This is a genomic window from Paenibacillus glycanilyticus (assembly GCF_051200795.1).
Classification (GTDB): domain Bacteria; phylum Bacillota; class Bacilli; order Paenibacillales; family Paenibacillaceae; genus Pristimantibacillus; species Pristimantibacillus glycanilyticus.
This window is the reverse complement of the sequence record NZ_CP195155.1, coordinates 5,339,187-5,355,088: the sequence shown is the minus strand read 5'-3', so window position 1 is coordinate 5,355,088 and position 15,902 is coordinate 5,339,187. Positions and strand designations below refer to the sequence as shown.

Below are 15,902 nucleotides of genomic sequence, written 5' to 3'. Positions count from 1 at the left end.
TCTTAAAGTATACGCTTATGACAGGTCGACCACACTAAGTGAATGGGTATTTCAGGGGATATCAGTAATGGGGTGAGAGGATGATCGGTTGGCTTACGGCAATAATCCTATTTTTACTCCTGTATAGCGCTCAGCCTGCCGTCATTGTATGGATCGAAAGGCGTCTTCCGGCGAAGGCGGTCGCATGGATCGTCATTTCCCTGGCCGTTCCTGTTCTTGGATTTGCGGGGTATTGGTTGGTGGGCCGCTCGAGACGCGTCAAGGAAGGACAAGCCGTCTCGAGAGAATACGAACAAGCTGCCGAGCGGTTATCTATTTGCGCCGCCGGTCCGGGCGAGCTTGGGCAAGCCGGCCTGCTGGAGCAGGAACAGCTGCTTCGTCTCCTGCGCGTTAGCTCCGGCAGACCGGTTACGCTGGGCAACCAAGTGAAGGTGCTGACAAACGGGAGGGAGACGTTCGCCTCTATATTAGAAGAAATGAAGAAGGCCAATCATCATATTCATCTGGACTATTACACGATTCGCGATGACGGGATTGGCCGTGAATTTCTGGATATCCTGACCGCTAAAGCCAAGGTTGGCGTTGAGGTTCGCGTATTGTATGACGGGATAGGAAGCGTCAAATTGAGCAAGCGGTATGTCAGGGAGCTGAAGCGGTCGGGCGTGCAGGCAAGCTGTTTTTCACCGCCGGGGGCGGCTTTGCTCAACCGGCTCCTGAACAGCCGCAATCATAGCAAGATTGCCGTGATTGACGGGAGAGTCGGATTCGTGGGCGGCATCAATATCGGAGACGAGTATTTGGGCAAGGATAAGAAGCTTGGCTTCTGGCGGGATACGCAGCTTCGGCTTGAAGGGGATGCGGTTTATTTTCTGCAGGAGCTGTTCATGAAGGACTGGGAGCTGGCCGTCAAGGAGCGCTTGCCGGTGAATGCCGGTTATATGCCCGAGCATGATCCGGATGAAGCTTTGCAGGAGCCGGTGTTAATTGTGTCCAGCGGGCCGGACCGCAGCGGAGAGCCAATTCTGGAGACGGCGTTTGCTGCCGTGAAAGCGGCCCGGACAAGCGTCTATATATCAACGCCGTATTTTATACCGGATGAGAGTCTGCTGGCCGTACTCGGGAGTGCAGCAAAGAGCGGGGTAGACGTACGGTTGATCATCCCCGGTATTCCCGACACGAAGCTCGTTCTAAAGGCGACCTTGTCGTTTGTAGAGCGGATGCTGGAAGCGGGTGTCCGGGTGTACCGTTACCAGAAAGGCTTCATTCACGCTAAAGTGATGATCGTGGATGAGCTGCTTGCGGTAGTGGGGACGGCCAATATGGATATGAGAAGCTTTCACAGCAACTTTGAGCAAAATGCGGTATTGTTCGACGCCGGGACGATCAAGCATTTGAAGCGGGATTACGAACAGGATCTGCTCGACAGCCGCGAGCTTGATCTGGAAGGCTTTCGGCAAAGACCGAAAAAGGAAAAGGCAGCGGAAGCCGCTGCCAGGCTGTTATCGCCGCTCTTGTAAAGAGCGGCTTATTTTTTAGCGTGGATAAAGCTGAGCACATGCTCCAAATCCTGCGGCTGCTCCAGATCGATCAAATCGCCGTAACGCTGCAGACGTTCTCCGATGTTCAGAAGATGGAAGTCGGCCGGCTTTATGCCTCCGGCGTACACTTCTTCCCATTTGAGCGGCGTGGAGACGGGGGCGCCATAGCGAGCTCTCGGCGTATAGGGGGCCGAGATGGTTTTCCCCTTGTAATGCTGAAGATAATCGACATAAATCAGATCGCCGCGGTTTTTGGTCAGCCGCTCGACGGTGAACAGCTGCGGATAGGCGCTGGACAAGTAGTCTCCGACAAATTGACCCAAGCCTCTCAGCTCATCGAAGGTGTACTTCTGCTGAACCGGTACGACAATCTGGACGCCCGTTGCCCCCGAGGTCTTTGGAACGGATCTGATCTTCAGCGATTCCAGCAGCTTCCCGACAAGCGCGGCCGCTTCGATGATACGCGGTTCCTCCTCGCGGGAAGGGTCAAGATCCAGAATCCATTCGGTAGGATAGTCCGGATTGCTGATCCGGTCGAAGGAAGCATGGAATTCCAGGCAAGCCAAGTTGCCAAGCCATAGCAGAGTCGGAAGGTTATCGAGATGAATATAGGAGATCCCTTCGTTTTCGGCGATACGGACGTAATCCGGTTTAGGTTCCGGACAGTTTTTCTGATAAAACGACTTGCCCGCATAACCATGCGGATAACGGATAGTCGTCAAATAACGGTCCTTGCAATGCTTCAGCAAAAAAGGCGACAGCAACGCGAGCTTCTCCAAATAGATCAGCTTGGTAATCCCATGTTCGGGCCAAAGCGGTTTTTCCGGATTGGTGACGGTTATTTCCCGTCCTTCTACCATGACCGTTGCGGGCCGCTTGGCAGATGCGCTTGTCTTGTTCATGAGGAGCCTCCTGCTGGTTTTAGACCAAAGGATACAAGCTTGGGATGCCTTAATAATCCGGCGGATGTCAGCTCCAGTCCGGTAACGCGGCAAGGAAGCGGGGACGGCAGCCAGATTACGCTCTCGCCCTTAAGCTCAGCCGGCAGAGCCGGGAAAGGCATCGGCCACGAGGGGGCATCGCTTCTCCGCAGCTGCAGCATTTGGCCAAGCGCATCCCGCATGGCTTCGTCGAGGCCAAGCGAGACGCTGCCGATAAAACGGCCCTGATCGGACATAATCAGGCTGGCTGCGCGGCCGTCGCGGCGCTTAACGCCTACGATGCCAACGTCAAGGAGGAGAGCCCGTTTCTTTTTCAGCCAATCGCGATGAGCCTTGCCTTCCTTATAAGCACTATCCAGCCGCTTGCTGACGATTCCTTCCCACTGATGGTCATCGACCCATTTCCATAAAGCATCCGCATCGGTATAGAGATCGGCTATAAGAAGCCGATCGGATCGGATGGGCTTCAGCTTGGCAAGCAGCCGTTTATGCCGCTCCGCATAGGGGAGCGGGCGCAAGTCCTCTTCGCCGTCCTGCAGCAGGTCGAAGAGAACATACAGCACTTTCCCTTTGCTTGAAGACGAAGAGAGATCCCCGCCGAAGCTGCGTTCACGGCTTAGCACCATTTGAAAATTCGGACGTTCGCCATCGTAATAGACGATCTCTCCGTCCAGCATGCAGGGGCCAAGAGCGTCAGCCTGCTCCTGCAATGTCCGGTGGATTTCCGGATAGACGGCGTTTTTGTTCAGCAGCTTGCGCGAGAACAAATCAATCCTGCCGTCATCGTGAACCGTGGTAACGATTCGGACGCCATCCCATTTGATCTGGTAGATCCAGCCGGATTCCTTGGGGATATGATCATCCGCGACAGGAATCATCGGCTCGGCAGGCAGCGTAAAGACCGTCATTAAGAGACGGTCTCCTCTGCTTTAGGCTTCTTGGCTCTAGGTTTGCGCGGCTTAACGACCGGTTGGTCCGCTGCTGCTTCAGGAGCTGCAGCCGCAGGCTTGCCCGCGCCGGTATCGAGACCTACTCCACCCGGAGGCAGCTTGGCTGCATCAAGGCTTGCTTGCAGGGCTGCCATTAGATCAAGCACATTCGTTTGCTCCTGCTGAGGAGCTACGCGTATTTCCTGGCCTGCCACTTTGTTATTGATAGCCTGGAGCATGTTGGCTCTGTAATCATCGGTGTATTTGGACGGTTCGAACGGAGTGGACAGCTGCTCGATAAGAAGCTTGGCCATCGTCAGTTCTTTGTCGTTAATGGAAAACGATTCGGGAATGCCGGGAACATGGGAGATCGAGCGGATCTCGTCCGGATAGAAGATCGTTTCCATCGCCAGGCAGTTCTCAATAACCCGAATAGCAGCCAGGCTGCTTTTCGAACGAATCGATACTTTGGCTACGCCAATCTTGCCGGTATCCGACATGGCTTGAAGCAATAAGCCGTAAGCGTTGCTTCCCGCTTGATCCGGTGACAAATAATACGTCTTCTGGAAGTAGACCGGATCGATCTCTTCAAGTGCGACAAAATCAAGAATTTGAATCGTGTGGGATTTTTCTCCGGCCAGCTGCTCTAATTCATCCTTCTCGAACAGCACGTAACGGCCTTTTTCATACTCATAACCTTTAATGATATCGTCCCATTCCGCCTCTACATCGCAATTCGGACAGCGCCGAACATAGGCGATGGGACTGCCGCAAGGCTTGTGAATCATGCGAAGCGAAATATCTTTATCCTCCGTGGCGGTGAACATTTTCACCGGCACATGGACAAGCCCGAAGCTGATTGCGCCTTTCCACACCGTATGCATCTGGTTACTCCTCCTAAAATGAATTTCTTATGCCTTCTCTTACTCTTATTGTTCCCGCAATGCATGAGAATCAATCAATTCGGGTATATTTTGCTTGAACCAATAACGCATGCAGCAGGGAGGAGCGAACCGACTATGATGGAATTTGACGACTTGGAAAACAACGAAAAGCCGCCGGCAGACAAATGGGATGAAGGCCGCGACAATTACTTTATGGATATCGACCGGATGGTGAATGAGGGCTTGGGCGGAGGCACCGTGTCCGAGCATAACGGGTTAATCGATGAATCAACTACCGATTACATGGTTCCTGAGACAAAAGACTGACCTGCAAAGGCAAGTGCATAGGAGGCCCTAAAGCAAATGGACGTAAACCGTGCCAAGCAAATTTATAATTCCGAGGAATCGATCAAGGTTCATCTTGATGACGGAAATTCCGTATGGATTGAGCATGTGGATGAAGCAAGCGGTACAGCGACCGTGCAGGTTGGAGGACATTCCAAGACGGTAGCCGTAGATCGTTTGCAAGAAGGATAAGGTTGAATGGAGAAAGCCGTCAGGTGTTAAGTCTGGCGGTTTTCTTTTTTTTTTAATAGTAAATCATTCTCATGAACAATTTGTAAAAAATTGAAACCTTCGTCCCTTTTCTATCGTCTATACTAAGGTGTATTTTTGGAAGTGATTTCTAAATTAGAGAAGGTGAGGAAAAGGGATGAAGACATCGATGAAAGGCAAGCTGCTTGCCACGGTTCTGGCGCTCAGCTTGCTTCCGGTTGGAAGTCTTGCTTACGCGGCGGACTCTTCCGTAACAACGACAGCTGTTGCCTCCACGGGCACGGGAGCAAGTACCGCCCCGGGCGGCGTTCTGGACGAAAGCCTGGCGAAAATTTCGAAGGACGAGGCAGTCGAACGTTTCAGAAAGCTGTTCCCCGAATTGAAGGATGCTGAGGTGACAAGCATTGATCTTGGTAATCCAAATCAATATCCCCCAAGCAACGAAATGGTCTGGACGATACAGTGGAACGTGTCCGTCGAGAACGGAAGTTATGGATTTGATTCCAGAATTGACGCAATCACCGGGGATATCATTACCTATTATAATTCGCTTCCTAAGGAAGAAGCTTATTATCCGGCAAAAGTATCGAGAGCAGAGGCTGAGAAAATCGCCAAGCAGTTTATTTTGGTTGCATCTCCTTCCATGAAGTCGACGGACAAGCTTCAGCTTAAGCCAGTCGAGAGCGATTATCCGCAAGCTTTGTTTGGCCCGGTACAGTACAGCTTCAGTTATCAGGCTCAAGTAAACGGCATTCCGACAACAAGCAATCAAATTCAAGTGGTTGTTGACGGTAACGGGAATATTAATAGTTATTACGGTTTTAGCACGGGTACAGATTACCCGTCTTCGGATACAACCCTGACCGCGGAACAAGCCGCCGAAAAAATGAAAAAGGAATTGAAGCTTCAGCTGGCCTACGTTCCGGGTGCCGACTATTACGCGAACCAAACGAATACATCAGCTTACCGTCTTGGTTATGTTGCGGTTAGCGGGATAGGCTTGATTGATGCGAAGTCGGGCAAGTTCCTCGATGATCAGGGTCAGGCCATCGATTCTTTTCCGGCAACCAGCTACTCCGCTATCTCTTCTTCGGCATCTCCCTTCAAGCCTCATACGGGAGCGGAATTGACCAAGGAGGAAGCTATTGCGGTTGTGACTGCGGTTACCGGTAAGGCAAACGCGGAAGGAACCCAACAAGCATCGACCAGCACGGACCGCGACGGCCGCAAGACTTGGTCGATTTATAATGGCAGCCCGTTTGGCGGTATTCAAACCCATGCAACAGTGGATGCGAAAACCGGCCAATTAATCGAGTACTCGACTTTTTCATACCCGACCGGTGATTCCTCCGCCGCGGATCAAACGGCAGGGAAGCCGTCGATTACGGAAGCGCAAGCAAAGGCAAAAGCCCAGGATCTCGTCACTTCGTTATATCCGAATGCATCCGGCAGCCTGAAGCTGGTCGACCGCTCGGGAACGGGTTCCTACAGTCCGGACACAGCCTTTATCTACAGCTTCCAGCAGTTCTATAAAGACAAGCCGATTCAGCCGTCAGCTGTTCAAATCAATCTGGATGGACAAGGGAATCTTACTAACTATTATAATTCCACTACACCGGCGGACAAGCTAAGCAAGCTGGATTCCTTAACCGCGAAAATCACGGAGGAAGAAGCGCTCAAGTTATACCGCGACTCGATTAGCGCCGAACTGCAATACAGCACAATCGGAGGCAACTATGTGGATGGCAAGCTTCAGGAGCAGCAAGTGAAGCTTGTGTACATGCCTAAATTAACCGACGACAACAACTGGGGAGTTATTGTCAATGCGGTTACCGGCAAGCTGGAGCAGCAATATATTTTCCCTGGCACAACGGTGCAGAAGGGTGAAATTCCGGCGGACGCGAAGAAGCATTGGGCGTCCAAATCGCTGCAAGTTATGTTTGACTATGGCATAATCAAGCCGGAAGCCGACGGACTTATTCACCCGGACCAAACCGTTAACAATGGAGACTGGGTGAACATGCTGCTGGCCGGCTTTACGGGAGGACAAAGCTATACGACCCCGCAGAAGCAGCGGTTTGCAGACGTTCCGGTCGACAGCGAATATGCTTCGGCGGTCGAATACCTGGTGCAAAGAGGCTTCCTGAAATCATCCCCAACGCAAAAGCTGCATCCCGAGCAGGCTCTAACGCGGGGCGACTTGGCGGTATGGCTGACCAAATTGCTCAAATACGATAAGTTGTCCGAGTTTATGTCCGGAGATACCGATGTTACCAAGCTGAAGGATGCTGCCCAAATCAAAAATAAAGGCGCCGTAACGATTGCGATGAAGCTAGGCCTGTTAACGGCCGAGAACGGGAAGTTTAACCCGAACGCCGCGGTTACGAAGGCACAGATCAGTATCGTTCTGCTTAGACTTGCAACCTTGCAGGACAAAGTGGATGCGCCGATTATGAACAGCAATTATTATTGATTGTTTATAAAATAAAAAAGCTGCCGGTTTCCTGCAATGTCATTAAGTTAAGGCCTTAATGATATTGCGGTCTCCCGGCAGCTTTTTATCTTTATCCCCCGAATGCATCGCGGAATGCCCAGCGGAGCTTGGCGATATCCACGTCCCACAGCTCGGCGATATCGCCGGCAACGTTCTCGTCCCACCAGTCGGACAGAACCTTGCGGTTTTTTTCGTTCTCCGCAATAAAGAGCAGGTTCATAATGACCTTTTTGTAATACAATTCTTCGGCCTGCTCCATTTTTTCTTTGGGTACCCATACCTTCAACCGTTTGACGGTTCGATACAGTTCATTGCTGCAGGCGCGGCGGATTTTTCGTGCGGACGGCAGGCCGGACGTATGCTTCTGGGTAGTTGACTTCATCGTGAACCGACTCCTCTCTAACTCATAAATATGCGCCAGAGTTTGAGACGGTCACTTCATTATCCGCGTATTACTGTGAGTTAATGGACTTCGATGTAGCCGACCATCGGTCCGCCATTGTTCATATCGGTATGAACCTGGCATATAATGGGGTAGGTGCCGGCCTGCTCAGGCGTAAAACGGACAACCGTGGTTTGTCCTTTCTTTACCTCGCCTTTAATGCCGAGGCCTTCAATGACAAACGGGTGGCTGCTGCCGTTAACGCCGCTGATGCGCAGCTCGACAGGCTCGCCCTTGCGGAGGCTGACGGTGCCCGGATCCCAGCGGTACACCTCCAGCTTTTTGCCGTCTTCGGTCGTTGTGCTGAATTCGCCCGTAACAAGCTGGATGGTTTGCACCTTTGTCGGCTGGCTGCTTGCCGTGTGCGCACGGTCCCAGCTGAAATAGACGGCTGCCAGGAGGATGATAAGCAGGGCAAATGCAAATAGCTGTACATGCTTTTTATTAATGATAAATACACGCGGCATTGGGACTCCTCCTCTTAATCTTTTAATGGGGAACGGTTTCGAAGTTATGCTAGTGTATGCGGAGGCCTGTCCCGGCATGACACCTTTCGTCGCATGGACAAGCCGGACTTCAGCCGGGTAGATGCTTATCCGCTCCGTATGGTAGAATACAGTCAATTGCTATTATTTAGGTTGGGGAAGGCGGGATGGAATGGATTTAATAAAGGATATATTGCACGAACTTTTAGTATGGATTGAAAGCCTTGGTTACTTCGGGATACTAATTGGATTACTCATAGAGGTGATTCCAAGTGAAATAGTATTAGGTTTCGGCGGGTACTTGGTGTCGGAAGGAAAAATATCGTATCTGGGCGCGATCATTTTCGGCGTGCTTGGCGCGGTTGGGCAAAACTGGATTTTGTACGCGATTGGAAGATTCGGCGGCCGTCCTTTGGTCGAGAAATACGGCAAATATATTAAGATCAAGATGAAGCATGTGGATATCGCGGAAGGCTGGTTCAAGAAATACGGAGCGGGTATCGTCTTTACCGCCCGTTTTATCCCGGTTATGCGCCAGGTTATCTCGATTCCGGCAGGAATGGCGAAGATGAACTTCGGCTTGTTTACGCTGCTTACGGCGCTTGCCTCGATCCCTTGGACAATATTATTCGTTCATTTGGGCAAAACATTAGGTGAGAATTGGGAAGATGTCGACCAGAAGGCCGCTCAGTACGTACAACCGGCTATTCTGATTGCTATAGCTTTACTGATTGTCTATGTGGTATACAAGTTTATTCGTTCCAGAGGCAAGTCTGTATAATAAAACGGAAAGAGGGATGAACATGAGCAGAAGCGTAGCCGACAAATTAAACAGAGGGATTAGCCCGCAGCAGTTTGTTGAAGGAATGACGAAGAACAAGGAAGCATTCCAAGGCTGGTACGATAAATTTGAATGGGCAAGCGATAGCGACCGCGAATTTTTCGAATCGCTCAAAAGCCGTAATGACCTGCGCGTCTTTATTCTGATGGCGGATTGGTGCGGAGACGTTGTCCGCAATATTCCGGTTGTGTTCCGTGCGCTGGAGACGGGAGAGGTTCCGGTTGAGGTTCTTATTATGGAAGAAAATCTCGATACGATGGATCAGTTCCTCACGATGGGAGGCCGATCCGTTCCGGTTGTTATCTTAACCGATGCGGAAGGCAAGGAGATACACGGAACTTGGGGACCAAGACCAACCTACGTTCAGGAACCGATGGTGCTCTTCAAGAAAGAAAACCCGGACCGCGAAGCAGCGGACTACCAGGACAAGCTTGCGGAAACGCGGAAAGAAATTATGCGCCGTTACGGCGAAGGCACCGGTTATCACGCTTTGGTTGTACAGGAACTAAGAGCGTTGATTGAATCGGTGTAAACGGATTAGATTGGAGTATTGCGAACATGCGTATTGAAACGTTTACGCTTGGCCCGCTGCAAACCAATGCTTATCTATTGACGGAAAAAGATGAGCAAAGCGGCGAAGAGCGCGGAATTATTATCGATCCGGGAATGGGGCCGAAGCGGCTGCTGGACCGGATCGCCGGAATTAAAGTTGAAGCGATACTGCTTACTCATGCCCACTTCGATCACATGGGCGGCGTAGAGGAAGTAAGAACCGCTGCGGGCTGTCCGGTGTACATTCATGATCTTGAGGCGGATTGGCTGACGGATGCCCGCAAGAACGGCTCGATGCGGTGGTCGGACGTGACACCGCCGCTGACGACAGGTCCTGCCGAATACGCGCTGGACGAAGGGCAGACGCTTAAATTTATCGGTCATACGTTTAAAGTGCTGCATACGCCCGGTCATTCTCCGGGCAGCGTAAGCTTCCTTTGCGGGAATGATATTTTCTCGGGAGATGTTCTGTTCCGGCAATCGGTTGGCCGGACTGATCTGCCGGGCGGCCGGGAGCGGGATTTGTTCGATTCGATTCAATTGAAGCTGTATAAGCTTCCGCCTGAAGTTAAGGTTTATCCGGGACACGGTCCCAAAACAACGATTGGCTTTGAAATGGCCAATAACCCTTACGTGAGATAATTTCTTAGACGAACCGCCGGCTGATTCTGCCGGCGGTTTGCTGCTTTTTGGGTTTCGTGTTTCCGGAAATATGGAAAAGCGGTTTCAAATCTGAGACAATATAGTTATGGCCTTTTTGTAAATGAAAAGTTTGAAGGGACGGTGCAGTTGTTTGGCAGATACTAAAGTAAAGCAAGTGGAAGAGGAAGCAACAGGCAAGCGGACACCCGAGCAGGTTGCTGCCGAGAATGATCAAATCATAAAAAGCATGGCATCGCAGCTGTCGATTCCGATTACGAAAGTGAAGTCGGCTGTGGCTCTGCTGGATGAAGGCAATACGATTCCGTTTATCGCGCGATACCGGAAAGAGATGACCGGCGAGCTTGACGAGAATGATCTCCGGGCGATTGAAGAACGGCTGCAATATATGCGCAATCTGGAAGACCGCAAACGCGAAGTAATCCGTCTGATTGATGAGCAGGGCAAGCTGACCGATGAGCTTCGCCGCTCGATCGAGGGTTCGGGCAAGCTGCAGGAAATTGAGGATCTGTACCGTCCTTACCGGCAGAAGCGCAAGACGCGCGCCAGCGTAGCGAAGGAACGCGGGTTAGAGCCGCTTGCCTTGTGGCTGTGGGCTCAGCCTCGCCAGGGCGAACCGCTTGTCGAGGCGGCTAAATATGTGAATGAGGACAAAGGCGTAGCGTCGGCAGAAGATGCGCTTCAAGGCGCAATGGATATCCTGGCGGAAAATATCGCGGATGACGCAGCAATCCGTTCCTGGGTGCGGAAGCATACCTTTGACCAGGCGCTGCTTAAGACCGAAGCGAAAAACGCGGATGCCGAATCCGTCTATGAGATGTACTACAATTATCAGGAGCCGGTCCGCAAGCTGCCGCCGCACCGCGTCTTGGCAATCAATCGCGGGGAGCGGGAAGATATTCTTCGCGTTTCGTTCGAACTTTCCGCGGAACGGATTCATGAGTTTATTCAGCGCAAAGTGCTTCGCCAGCAGACGGCGCCCGCCGTGCGCGATGTATTGGCAGCTGTTATTGAGGATGCTTACAAACGGCTCATTTCCCCTTCGATCGAGCGTGAAGTACGCGGCGAACTGACGGAGAAAGCGGAGGAGCATGCGATCTCCATCTTCTCGGAAAATCTGCGGAACCTGCTGCTTCAGCCCCCTGTGCGCGGCAATGTGGTATTGGGCGTTGACCCGGCATACCGGACAGGCTGCAAGCTCGCCGTTATTGACGATACGGGCAAGCTGATGGAAGTAGCCGTCACTTATCCGACTCCTCCCAATAATAAGGTCGCGGAAGCGGAAAAAATCATTAACGGTCAGATTGACCGTTACGGCGTATCGCTTATCGTTATCGGCAACGGGACGGCTTCCCGCGAGACGGAGCAGTTTATTGCCGGCTTGATCGGCAAACGCAAGGCAGCCGGACAAGGCGAGCTGAAATATATAATCGTAAGCGAGGCAGGGGCAAGCGTTTATTCCGCATCCAAGCTAGCGGCGGAGGAGTTCCCGGATCTAGACGTAGCGGAGCGCAGCGCGGTGTCCATCGCGCGCAGACTGCAGGATCCGCTCGCCGAGCTTGTGAAGATTGAGCCCAAAGCGATTGGCGTTGGGCAATACCAGCATGATGTCAGCCAGAAGCGGCTCGACGAAAGCCTTGGCGGCGTAGTTGAATCCGCGGTTAACCATGTTGGCGTAGACGTAAACACGGCTTCCGCGTCGCTGCTTTCTTACGTTGCGGGCATTAATGCAACGATTGCGAAAAATATCGTGAAGTACCGGGAGGAGAACGGCAGGTTCGCAAAACGCGGCCAATTGCAGAAGGTGCCGCGGCTTGGCGCGAAATCTTACGAGCAATGCATCGGCTTCCTGCGTATTCCGGAAGCCGCGAATCCGCTGGACAGCACGCCGATTCACCCGGAATCCTACGATGTTGTCGGCAAGCTGTTTGCCGAGCTTGGCCTCAAGCAGAATCAGCTTGGCACCGAGGAGCTGAAGGAGAAGCTATCGGGAATCGATCCCGCAGCCATTGCGCCTTCGCTTGGCGTAGGCGTACCGACCTTGAAGGACATTATCGACAGCTTGCTGCGTCCGGGACGCGACCCGCGCGAGGAGCTGCCGCCGCCGATCTTCCATACGGATGTTCTCAATATCGAAGATTTGACACCGGGAATGGAGCTGCAAGGAACGGTACGGAACGTTATCGACTTTGGCGCCTTTATCGATATTGGCATCAAGAACGACGGCCTTGTCCATATTTCGCAGATGAGCGATAAATTCGTGAAGCATCCGATGGATGTCGTATCCGTGGGCGACAACGTCACCGTATGGGTGCTTGGCGTTGATTTGAAAAAAGGCCGGGTGTCCCTTACCATGCGCAAGCAGGCATAATTTCGGGCTTGCTGACTTCATATTTTGGACTCTATAATACAGATGTGCCTCTAAGATCCTACTAAGGAAGGAGAGGATGAACATCATTATTCAGCCCGATAACCATTCCATCCAAACGGAAAAAGAACGGTGCAGCAGCGCTCCGAATCATAAATGGTTCGGCTTGTCCCTGCAGGCGCTTGTTGTGTTATCCCGCAAACCCAATGCTTGTACCAGCGCGGAGCTTGCGGGACATATGAAGTCGGAAGCCACGATGCTGCGGCGCGTACTGGCCAAGCTCGCCAGGGAACAGCTGCTTGAGACAAGGGAGGGCCGCGACGGCGGTTACCGATTGAAGCGTGCCCCGGAGACGATTACGCTTGCCGATGTCTATTTGGCTCTGCGCGTAGGGGAGCCATTATGCAGCGGAATGCTGGATACAACCGGCATCCATGATTTCGGTCAGGAGATGCGGGTCGCTTTTATGGAAATAACCGACGAAGTGGAACGAAGGACGCTGGAAGTGCTGCGGCAGGTTACGATTGCTCAGCTCTCCGAGAGGATTTGCACGCTCAAGCGAATGGATTTGAATAGTTAAAATGGATGGCGGAAAAAATAGTCACACTAGCCCAGTTGACTTTCCGCCGTCTCGATTTTATACTGTTATCAAAACTGTTACAGATGCGAGCGTACTTACAGCATAAAAGGCCCATAAGCATATTTGTAACTGTGTAAAATTATTCGCAGTTTAATCTGTGGTTTATTTTTCACAGACGTCATCATTCTATTATGCCTTTTTTTGATTTTAACTGAGCAATCTGGCACACAGATCATTTAATTATTGGAGGGAACCAACAATGGCTATCGAAACACAAGTTGGCAAGGATTTTACGGAAGTTCTGACATCCCGTCGTTCTGTTCGTCATTATGATCCATCGTTCAAAATCTCGGATGAAGAAATCAAAGAAATTCTCGAGCTTGCAACTAAAGCACCGTCTTCGGCAAATACGCAATCCTGGCGCTTCCTGGTAATCACGGATCAAGCGCTGAAAGATCAATTGCTCCCGATTGCGAACAACCAGCAACAGGTTGTAGACGCATCGGCCGTTGTAGTCATTCTTGGAGATCTGGAGTTCTACACCAAGCTTGGTGAAATCAACGGAGCGGCAGTTAAAGCCGGCTACATGACGGAAGAGATTGCCCAGCGCTTTACGGATCATTACACAAACCTGTTCCCTTCCATTCCGAAGGAGCGCGTGACGGAGATCGTTGCTTTTGACGCCGGTCTTGTATCGATGCAAATTATGCTTGCGGCTAAATCCAAAGGGTATGACACTGTACCGATGGGTGGTTACGACCGCGATAAGCTGAAAGCTTTCTTCGAAATTCCGGACCGTTACCTGCCGCTTCTTGTTCTGCCGATCGGCAAAGCAAAAGAGGAAGGCCGTCCAACCGTACGTCTTCCGCTCGACGATATCACGTTCTGGAACAGCGTAAAATAATTCCGGACGCAAAAACTCCCGCAGCAGCAAGCTGGCGGGAGTTTTTTGTTAAGACTTTAATGAAGAGTTATTTCGGGACGGCTTTCGTCTTCGTTTTTTGTTGTTTGCTTGCTCCGATAGAAATACCAGCATTCATTCAGCAGTTTAATCTGCCTAAGGTCCTTCTTCTGAAAAGCGCGCATCATTTGATTGCAAAGCCATTGCGGCATTCGTATCTTCTCCTTCCGGCCATACCTGATGTACTACTACAGTATGGAGAAGGGCGAATGTCCGTGCAGGTCCATTTTTAGAGTTCTTCATCCTCGTACCATTGTTCAAGCTGGGCTTGCAGGGCGCGAATCTCGGTGAGCAGGGCAATCAGCGGGTAAGCCGATTCCTTAACGGCTGCGAAATCGCGTTCCAGCTCATTAATGTAGTCCAGACCGGAGACGATCCGGATCGAGCTGTCATGCAGCTCGACATTGTCGCATTCCGCGACCGCGTATGGCAGCTGAGGCACGTGGTCGGCGGTAAGCTTGTCAATCTCTTTATGAAGGCGCAGGTTCAGCGCGCTGAGCTGGTAAGCATGGGTTTCGGGCATCTCGACAAAGAAAATTGGGCTGCTACCGTTCATAAGGACGTAACGCATTGTAGGCATGGTGAAAATAAACTCCCCTCGTAGGCCATCTATAATGATTTCTACTTGACAGTGTAGCGTATGAACGCTTTAAAATTCAAGTACTGGGGGAGAATACTATGACCATGAAAATGACAGACGGCCAGCTGCAGCAGTGGGTTGAGCGCGTATCGCTCGAAAGCTTTGGACGACCCTTCATCCATCAGGCGACCTTTAACGGGCGTTTGAAGGCAACGGGGGGGCGTTATTTTACGAAATCGCATAACATCGAGATCAGTCCTCATCAGTTAGTAGCGTTTGGTGAAGAAGAAACCGAAAAAATTATTAAGCATGAGCTTTGCCATTATCATCTTCATATTATGAAGAGAGGGTACCAGCACAGGGATGAGGATTTCAAAAAATTGCTCGCTTACGTCGGTGGTTCCCGTTACTGCAAATCGCTGCCGGAGAGGGCGGCAAAGGCGCCAGCCCCTTACAAATACAAGCTTGTTTGCCTCAACTGCGGCACCGAATATCCGCGTAAAAGAAGGCTTGATCCGGCCCGCTATGCATGCGGAAAATGTCGCGGAAAACTTTTTTTAAAAAACGCTTGACCTTCTGAAATGACCGTGATATATTATTACTTGTCGCCGCGGTAAACAAGCGGTTGAAACGAGAAAGAAAAGCAAGTGATTGAAGTATTCCCTGATAGCTCAGTTGGTAGAGCACTCGACTGTTAATCGAGTTGTCACAGGTTCGAGTCCTGTTCGGGGAGCCATGGAGAGATACCCAAGTGGCTCAAGGGGACCCTCTGCTAAGGGGTTAGACTGCGTAAGTGGTGCGAGGGTTCGAATCCCTCTCTCTCCGCCATAATTTTCTTGGTGGACAAGTCGCTCGAGAGAGATGACGATAGCAACAACAAGTAAGCAAGGCCCGTTGGTCAAGGGGTTAAGACACCTCCCTTTCACGGAGGTAACAGGGGTTCGAATCCCCTACGGGTCACCATTTCCTTTAATGTAGCGGCTCTCGAGAGTTCGTTTTACAGCATGAGAGCCATTAGCTCAGTTGGTAGAGCACCTGACTTTTAATCAGGGTGTCGAAGGTTCGAGTCCTTCATGGCTCACCATTTACTTC

Annotated in this window: 18 protein-coding genes and 4 tRNA genes; 15 read left to right on the top strand and 7 right to left on the bottom strand. The window is 51.4% G+C overall.

All coding sequences use genetic code 11. The features are described 5' to 3' along the window. The first annotated feature begins 80 nt into the window (after positions 1-80). Positions 81-1,517, top strand: coding sequence for a cardiolipin synthase (gene cls, locus ACR9FF_RS24185; protein ID WP_435165597.1), 1,437 nt, complete (start codon positions 81-83; stop codon positions 1,515-1,517). An 8-nt stretch (positions 1,518-1,525) separates the two neighbouring features. Here cls and ligD read toward each other — a convergent pair whose 3' ends face one another. Genes ligD through ACR9FF_RS24170 form a run of 3 tightly spaced genes read right to left on the bottom strand, consistent with a single transcriptional unit; the run spans position 1,526 to position 4,292 of the window. Then, positions 1,526-2,440, bottom strand: coding sequence for a non-homologous end-joining DNA ligase (gene ligD, locus ACR9FF_RS24180; RefSeq protein WP_435165594.1), 915 nt, complete (start codon positions 2,438-2,440; stop codon positions 1,526-1,528). After that, a complete protein-coding gene (locus tag ACR9FF_RS24175; protein ID WP_435165591.1) occupies positions 2,437-3,387 on the bottom strand; it encodes a DNA ligase in 951 nt (316 codons plus the stop codon). The genes ligD and ACR9FF_RS24175 overlap by 4 nt, the downstream gene beginning before the upstream one ends. Further along, the gene (locus ACR9FF_RS24170) at positions 3,387-4,292 is read right to left on the bottom strand and encodes a Ku protein (protein ID WP_317979773.1); all 906 of its coding nucleotides are present in this window, start codon (positions 4,290-4,292) and stop codon (positions 3,387-3,389) included. Before ACR9FF_RS24170 ends, ACR9FF_RS24175 begins: the two co-directional genes overlap by 1 nt. Before the next feature lie 138 nt (positions 4,293-4,430). On the opposite strand from ACR9FF_RS24170, the gene ACR9FF_RS24165 reads away from it, so the two are divergent. From ACR9FF_RS24165 to ACR9FF_RS24155, 3 genes are all read left to right on the top strand, one after another. Continuing rightward, positions 4,431-4,619, top strand: a complete 189-nt coding sequence (locus tag ACR9FF_RS24165; protein ID WP_127495674.1) for a hypothetical protein — start codon at positions 4,431-4,433, stop codon at positions 4,617-4,619. A gap of 36 nt (positions 4,620-4,655) precedes the next feature. Continuing rightward, the gene (locus tag ACR9FF_RS24160) at positions 4,656-4,829 is read left to right on the top strand and encodes an H-type small acid-soluble spore protein (protein ID WP_435165588.1); all 174 of its coding nucleotides are present in this window, start codon (positions 4,656-4,658) and stop codon (positions 4,827-4,829) included. Positions 4,830-5,004: 175 nt separating this feature from the next. Next, positions 5,005-7,320, top strand: a complete 2,316-nt coding sequence (locus tag ACR9FF_RS24155; RefSeq protein WP_435165585.1) for a YcdB/YcdC domain-containing protein — start codon at positions 5,005-5,007, stop codon at positions 7,318-7,320. 91 nt (positions 7,321-7,411) lie between these two features. On the opposite strand, the gene ACR9FF_RS24150 is transcribed toward ACR9FF_RS24155, so the two are convergent. Continuing rightward, entirely contained in the window at positions 7,412-7,723 is a 312-nt protein-coding gene (locus tag ACR9FF_RS24150) for a dehydrogenase (RefSeq protein WP_201007911.1), read from the bottom strand. A gap of 80 nt (positions 7,724-7,803) precedes the next feature. Continuing rightward, positions 7,804-8,250, bottom strand: coding sequence for a cupredoxin domain-containing protein (locus ACR9FF_RS24145; RefSeq protein WP_201007912.1), 447 nt, complete (start codon positions 8,248-8,250; stop codon positions 7,804-7,806). Between the two features lie 190 nt (positions 8,251-8,440). Here ACR9FF_RS24145 and ACR9FF_RS24140 point away from each other — a divergent pair, with 190 nt between their 5' ends. The 6 genes from ACR9FF_RS24140 to ACR9FF_RS24115 all read left to right on the top strand — a co-directional run bounded on the left by ACR9FF_RS24140 (position 8,441) and on the right by ACR9FF_RS24115 (position 14,173). Next, positions 8,441-9,049 (top strand): DedA family protein, encoded by a 609-nt coding sequence (locus ACR9FF_RS24140; protein ID WP_201007913.1) that lies wholly within the window; start codon positions 8,441-8,443, stop codon positions 9,047-9,049. A gap of 22 nt (positions 9,050-9,071) precedes the next feature. After that, complete coding sequence (locus ACR9FF_RS24135; protein ID WP_201007914.1) at positions 9,072-9,641, top strand: thioredoxin family protein; 570 nt, start codon at positions 9,072-9,074, stop codon at positions 9,639-9,641. Positions 9,642-9,667: 26 nt separating this feature from the next. Then, positions 9,668-10,303 carry an MBL fold metallo-hydrolase gene (locus ACR9FF_RS24130; RefSeq protein ID WP_317979776.1) on the top strand — a complete coding sequence of 212 codons (636 nt, stop codon included), beginning with the start codon at positions 9,668-9,670 and terminating at the stop codon, positions 10,301-10,303. Between the two features lie 151 nt (positions 10,304-10,454). After that, positions 10,455-12,692 carry a Tex family protein gene (locus tag ACR9FF_RS24125; RefSeq protein WP_435165579.1) on the top strand — a complete coding sequence of 746 codons (2,238 nt, stop codon included), beginning with the start codon at positions 10,455-10,457 and terminating at the stop codon, positions 12,690-12,692. Positions 12,693-12,768: 76 nt separating this feature from the next. Beyond that, on the top strand, positions 12,769-13,269 hold the full coding sequence (locus tag ACR9FF_RS24120; RefSeq protein ID WP_248761611.1) for an Rrf2 family transcriptional regulator: 501 nt from the start codon (positions 12,769-12,771) through the stop codon (positions 13,267-13,269). 259 nt (positions 13,270-13,528) lie between these two features. Then, on the top strand, positions 13,529-14,173 hold the full coding sequence (locus ACR9FF_RS24115) for a nitroreductase family protein (protein WP_127495643.1): 645 nt from the start codon (positions 13,529-13,531) through the stop codon (positions 14,171-14,173). Between the two features lie 56 nt (positions 14,174-14,229). Here ACR9FF_RS24115 and cmpA read toward each other — a convergent pair whose 3' ends face one another. Further along, on the bottom strand, positions 14,230-14,382 hold the full coding sequence (gene cmpA / locus ACR9FF_RS24110; RefSeq protein ID WP_015846520.1) for a cortex morphogenetic protein CmpA: 153 nt from the start codon (positions 14,380-14,382) through the stop codon (positions 14,230-14,232). 77 nt (positions 14,383-14,459) lie between these two features. Next, positions 14,460-14,810 carry a hydrolase/acyltransferase gene (locus tag ACR9FF_RS24105; protein WP_127495642.1) on the bottom strand — a complete coding sequence of 117 codons (351 nt, stop codon included), beginning with the start codon at positions 14,808-14,810 and terminating at the stop codon, positions 14,460-14,462. Positions 14,811-14,920: 110 nt separating this feature from the next. Between ACR9FF_RS24105 and ACR9FF_RS24100 the strand changes: the two genes are divergently transcribed. The 5 genes from ACR9FF_RS24100 (at position 14,921) to ACR9FF_RS24080 (ending at position 15,894) form a co-directional block, all read left to right on the top strand. Continuing rightward, entirely contained in the window at positions 14,921-15,382 is a 462-nt protein-coding gene (locus tag ACR9FF_RS24100; protein ID WP_435172200.1) for a SprT family protein, read from the top strand. A gap of 88 nt (positions 15,383-15,470) precedes the next feature. Beyond that, a tRNA-Asn gene (locus ACR9FF_RS24095) sits at positions 15,471-15,546 on the top strand. Position 15,547: 1 nt separating this feature from the next. Beyond that, positions 15,548-15,638 (top strand) — tRNA-Ser (locus ACR9FF_RS24090). A gap of 60 nt (positions 15,639-15,698) precedes the next feature. Next, a tRNA-Glu gene (locus ACR9FF_RS24085) sits at positions 15,699-15,773 on the top strand. Between the two features lie 45 nt (positions 15,774-15,818). Beyond that, a tRNA-Lys gene (locus tag ACR9FF_RS24080) sits at positions 15,819-15,894 on the top strand. Positions 15,895-15,902: the final 8 nt, after the last annotated feature.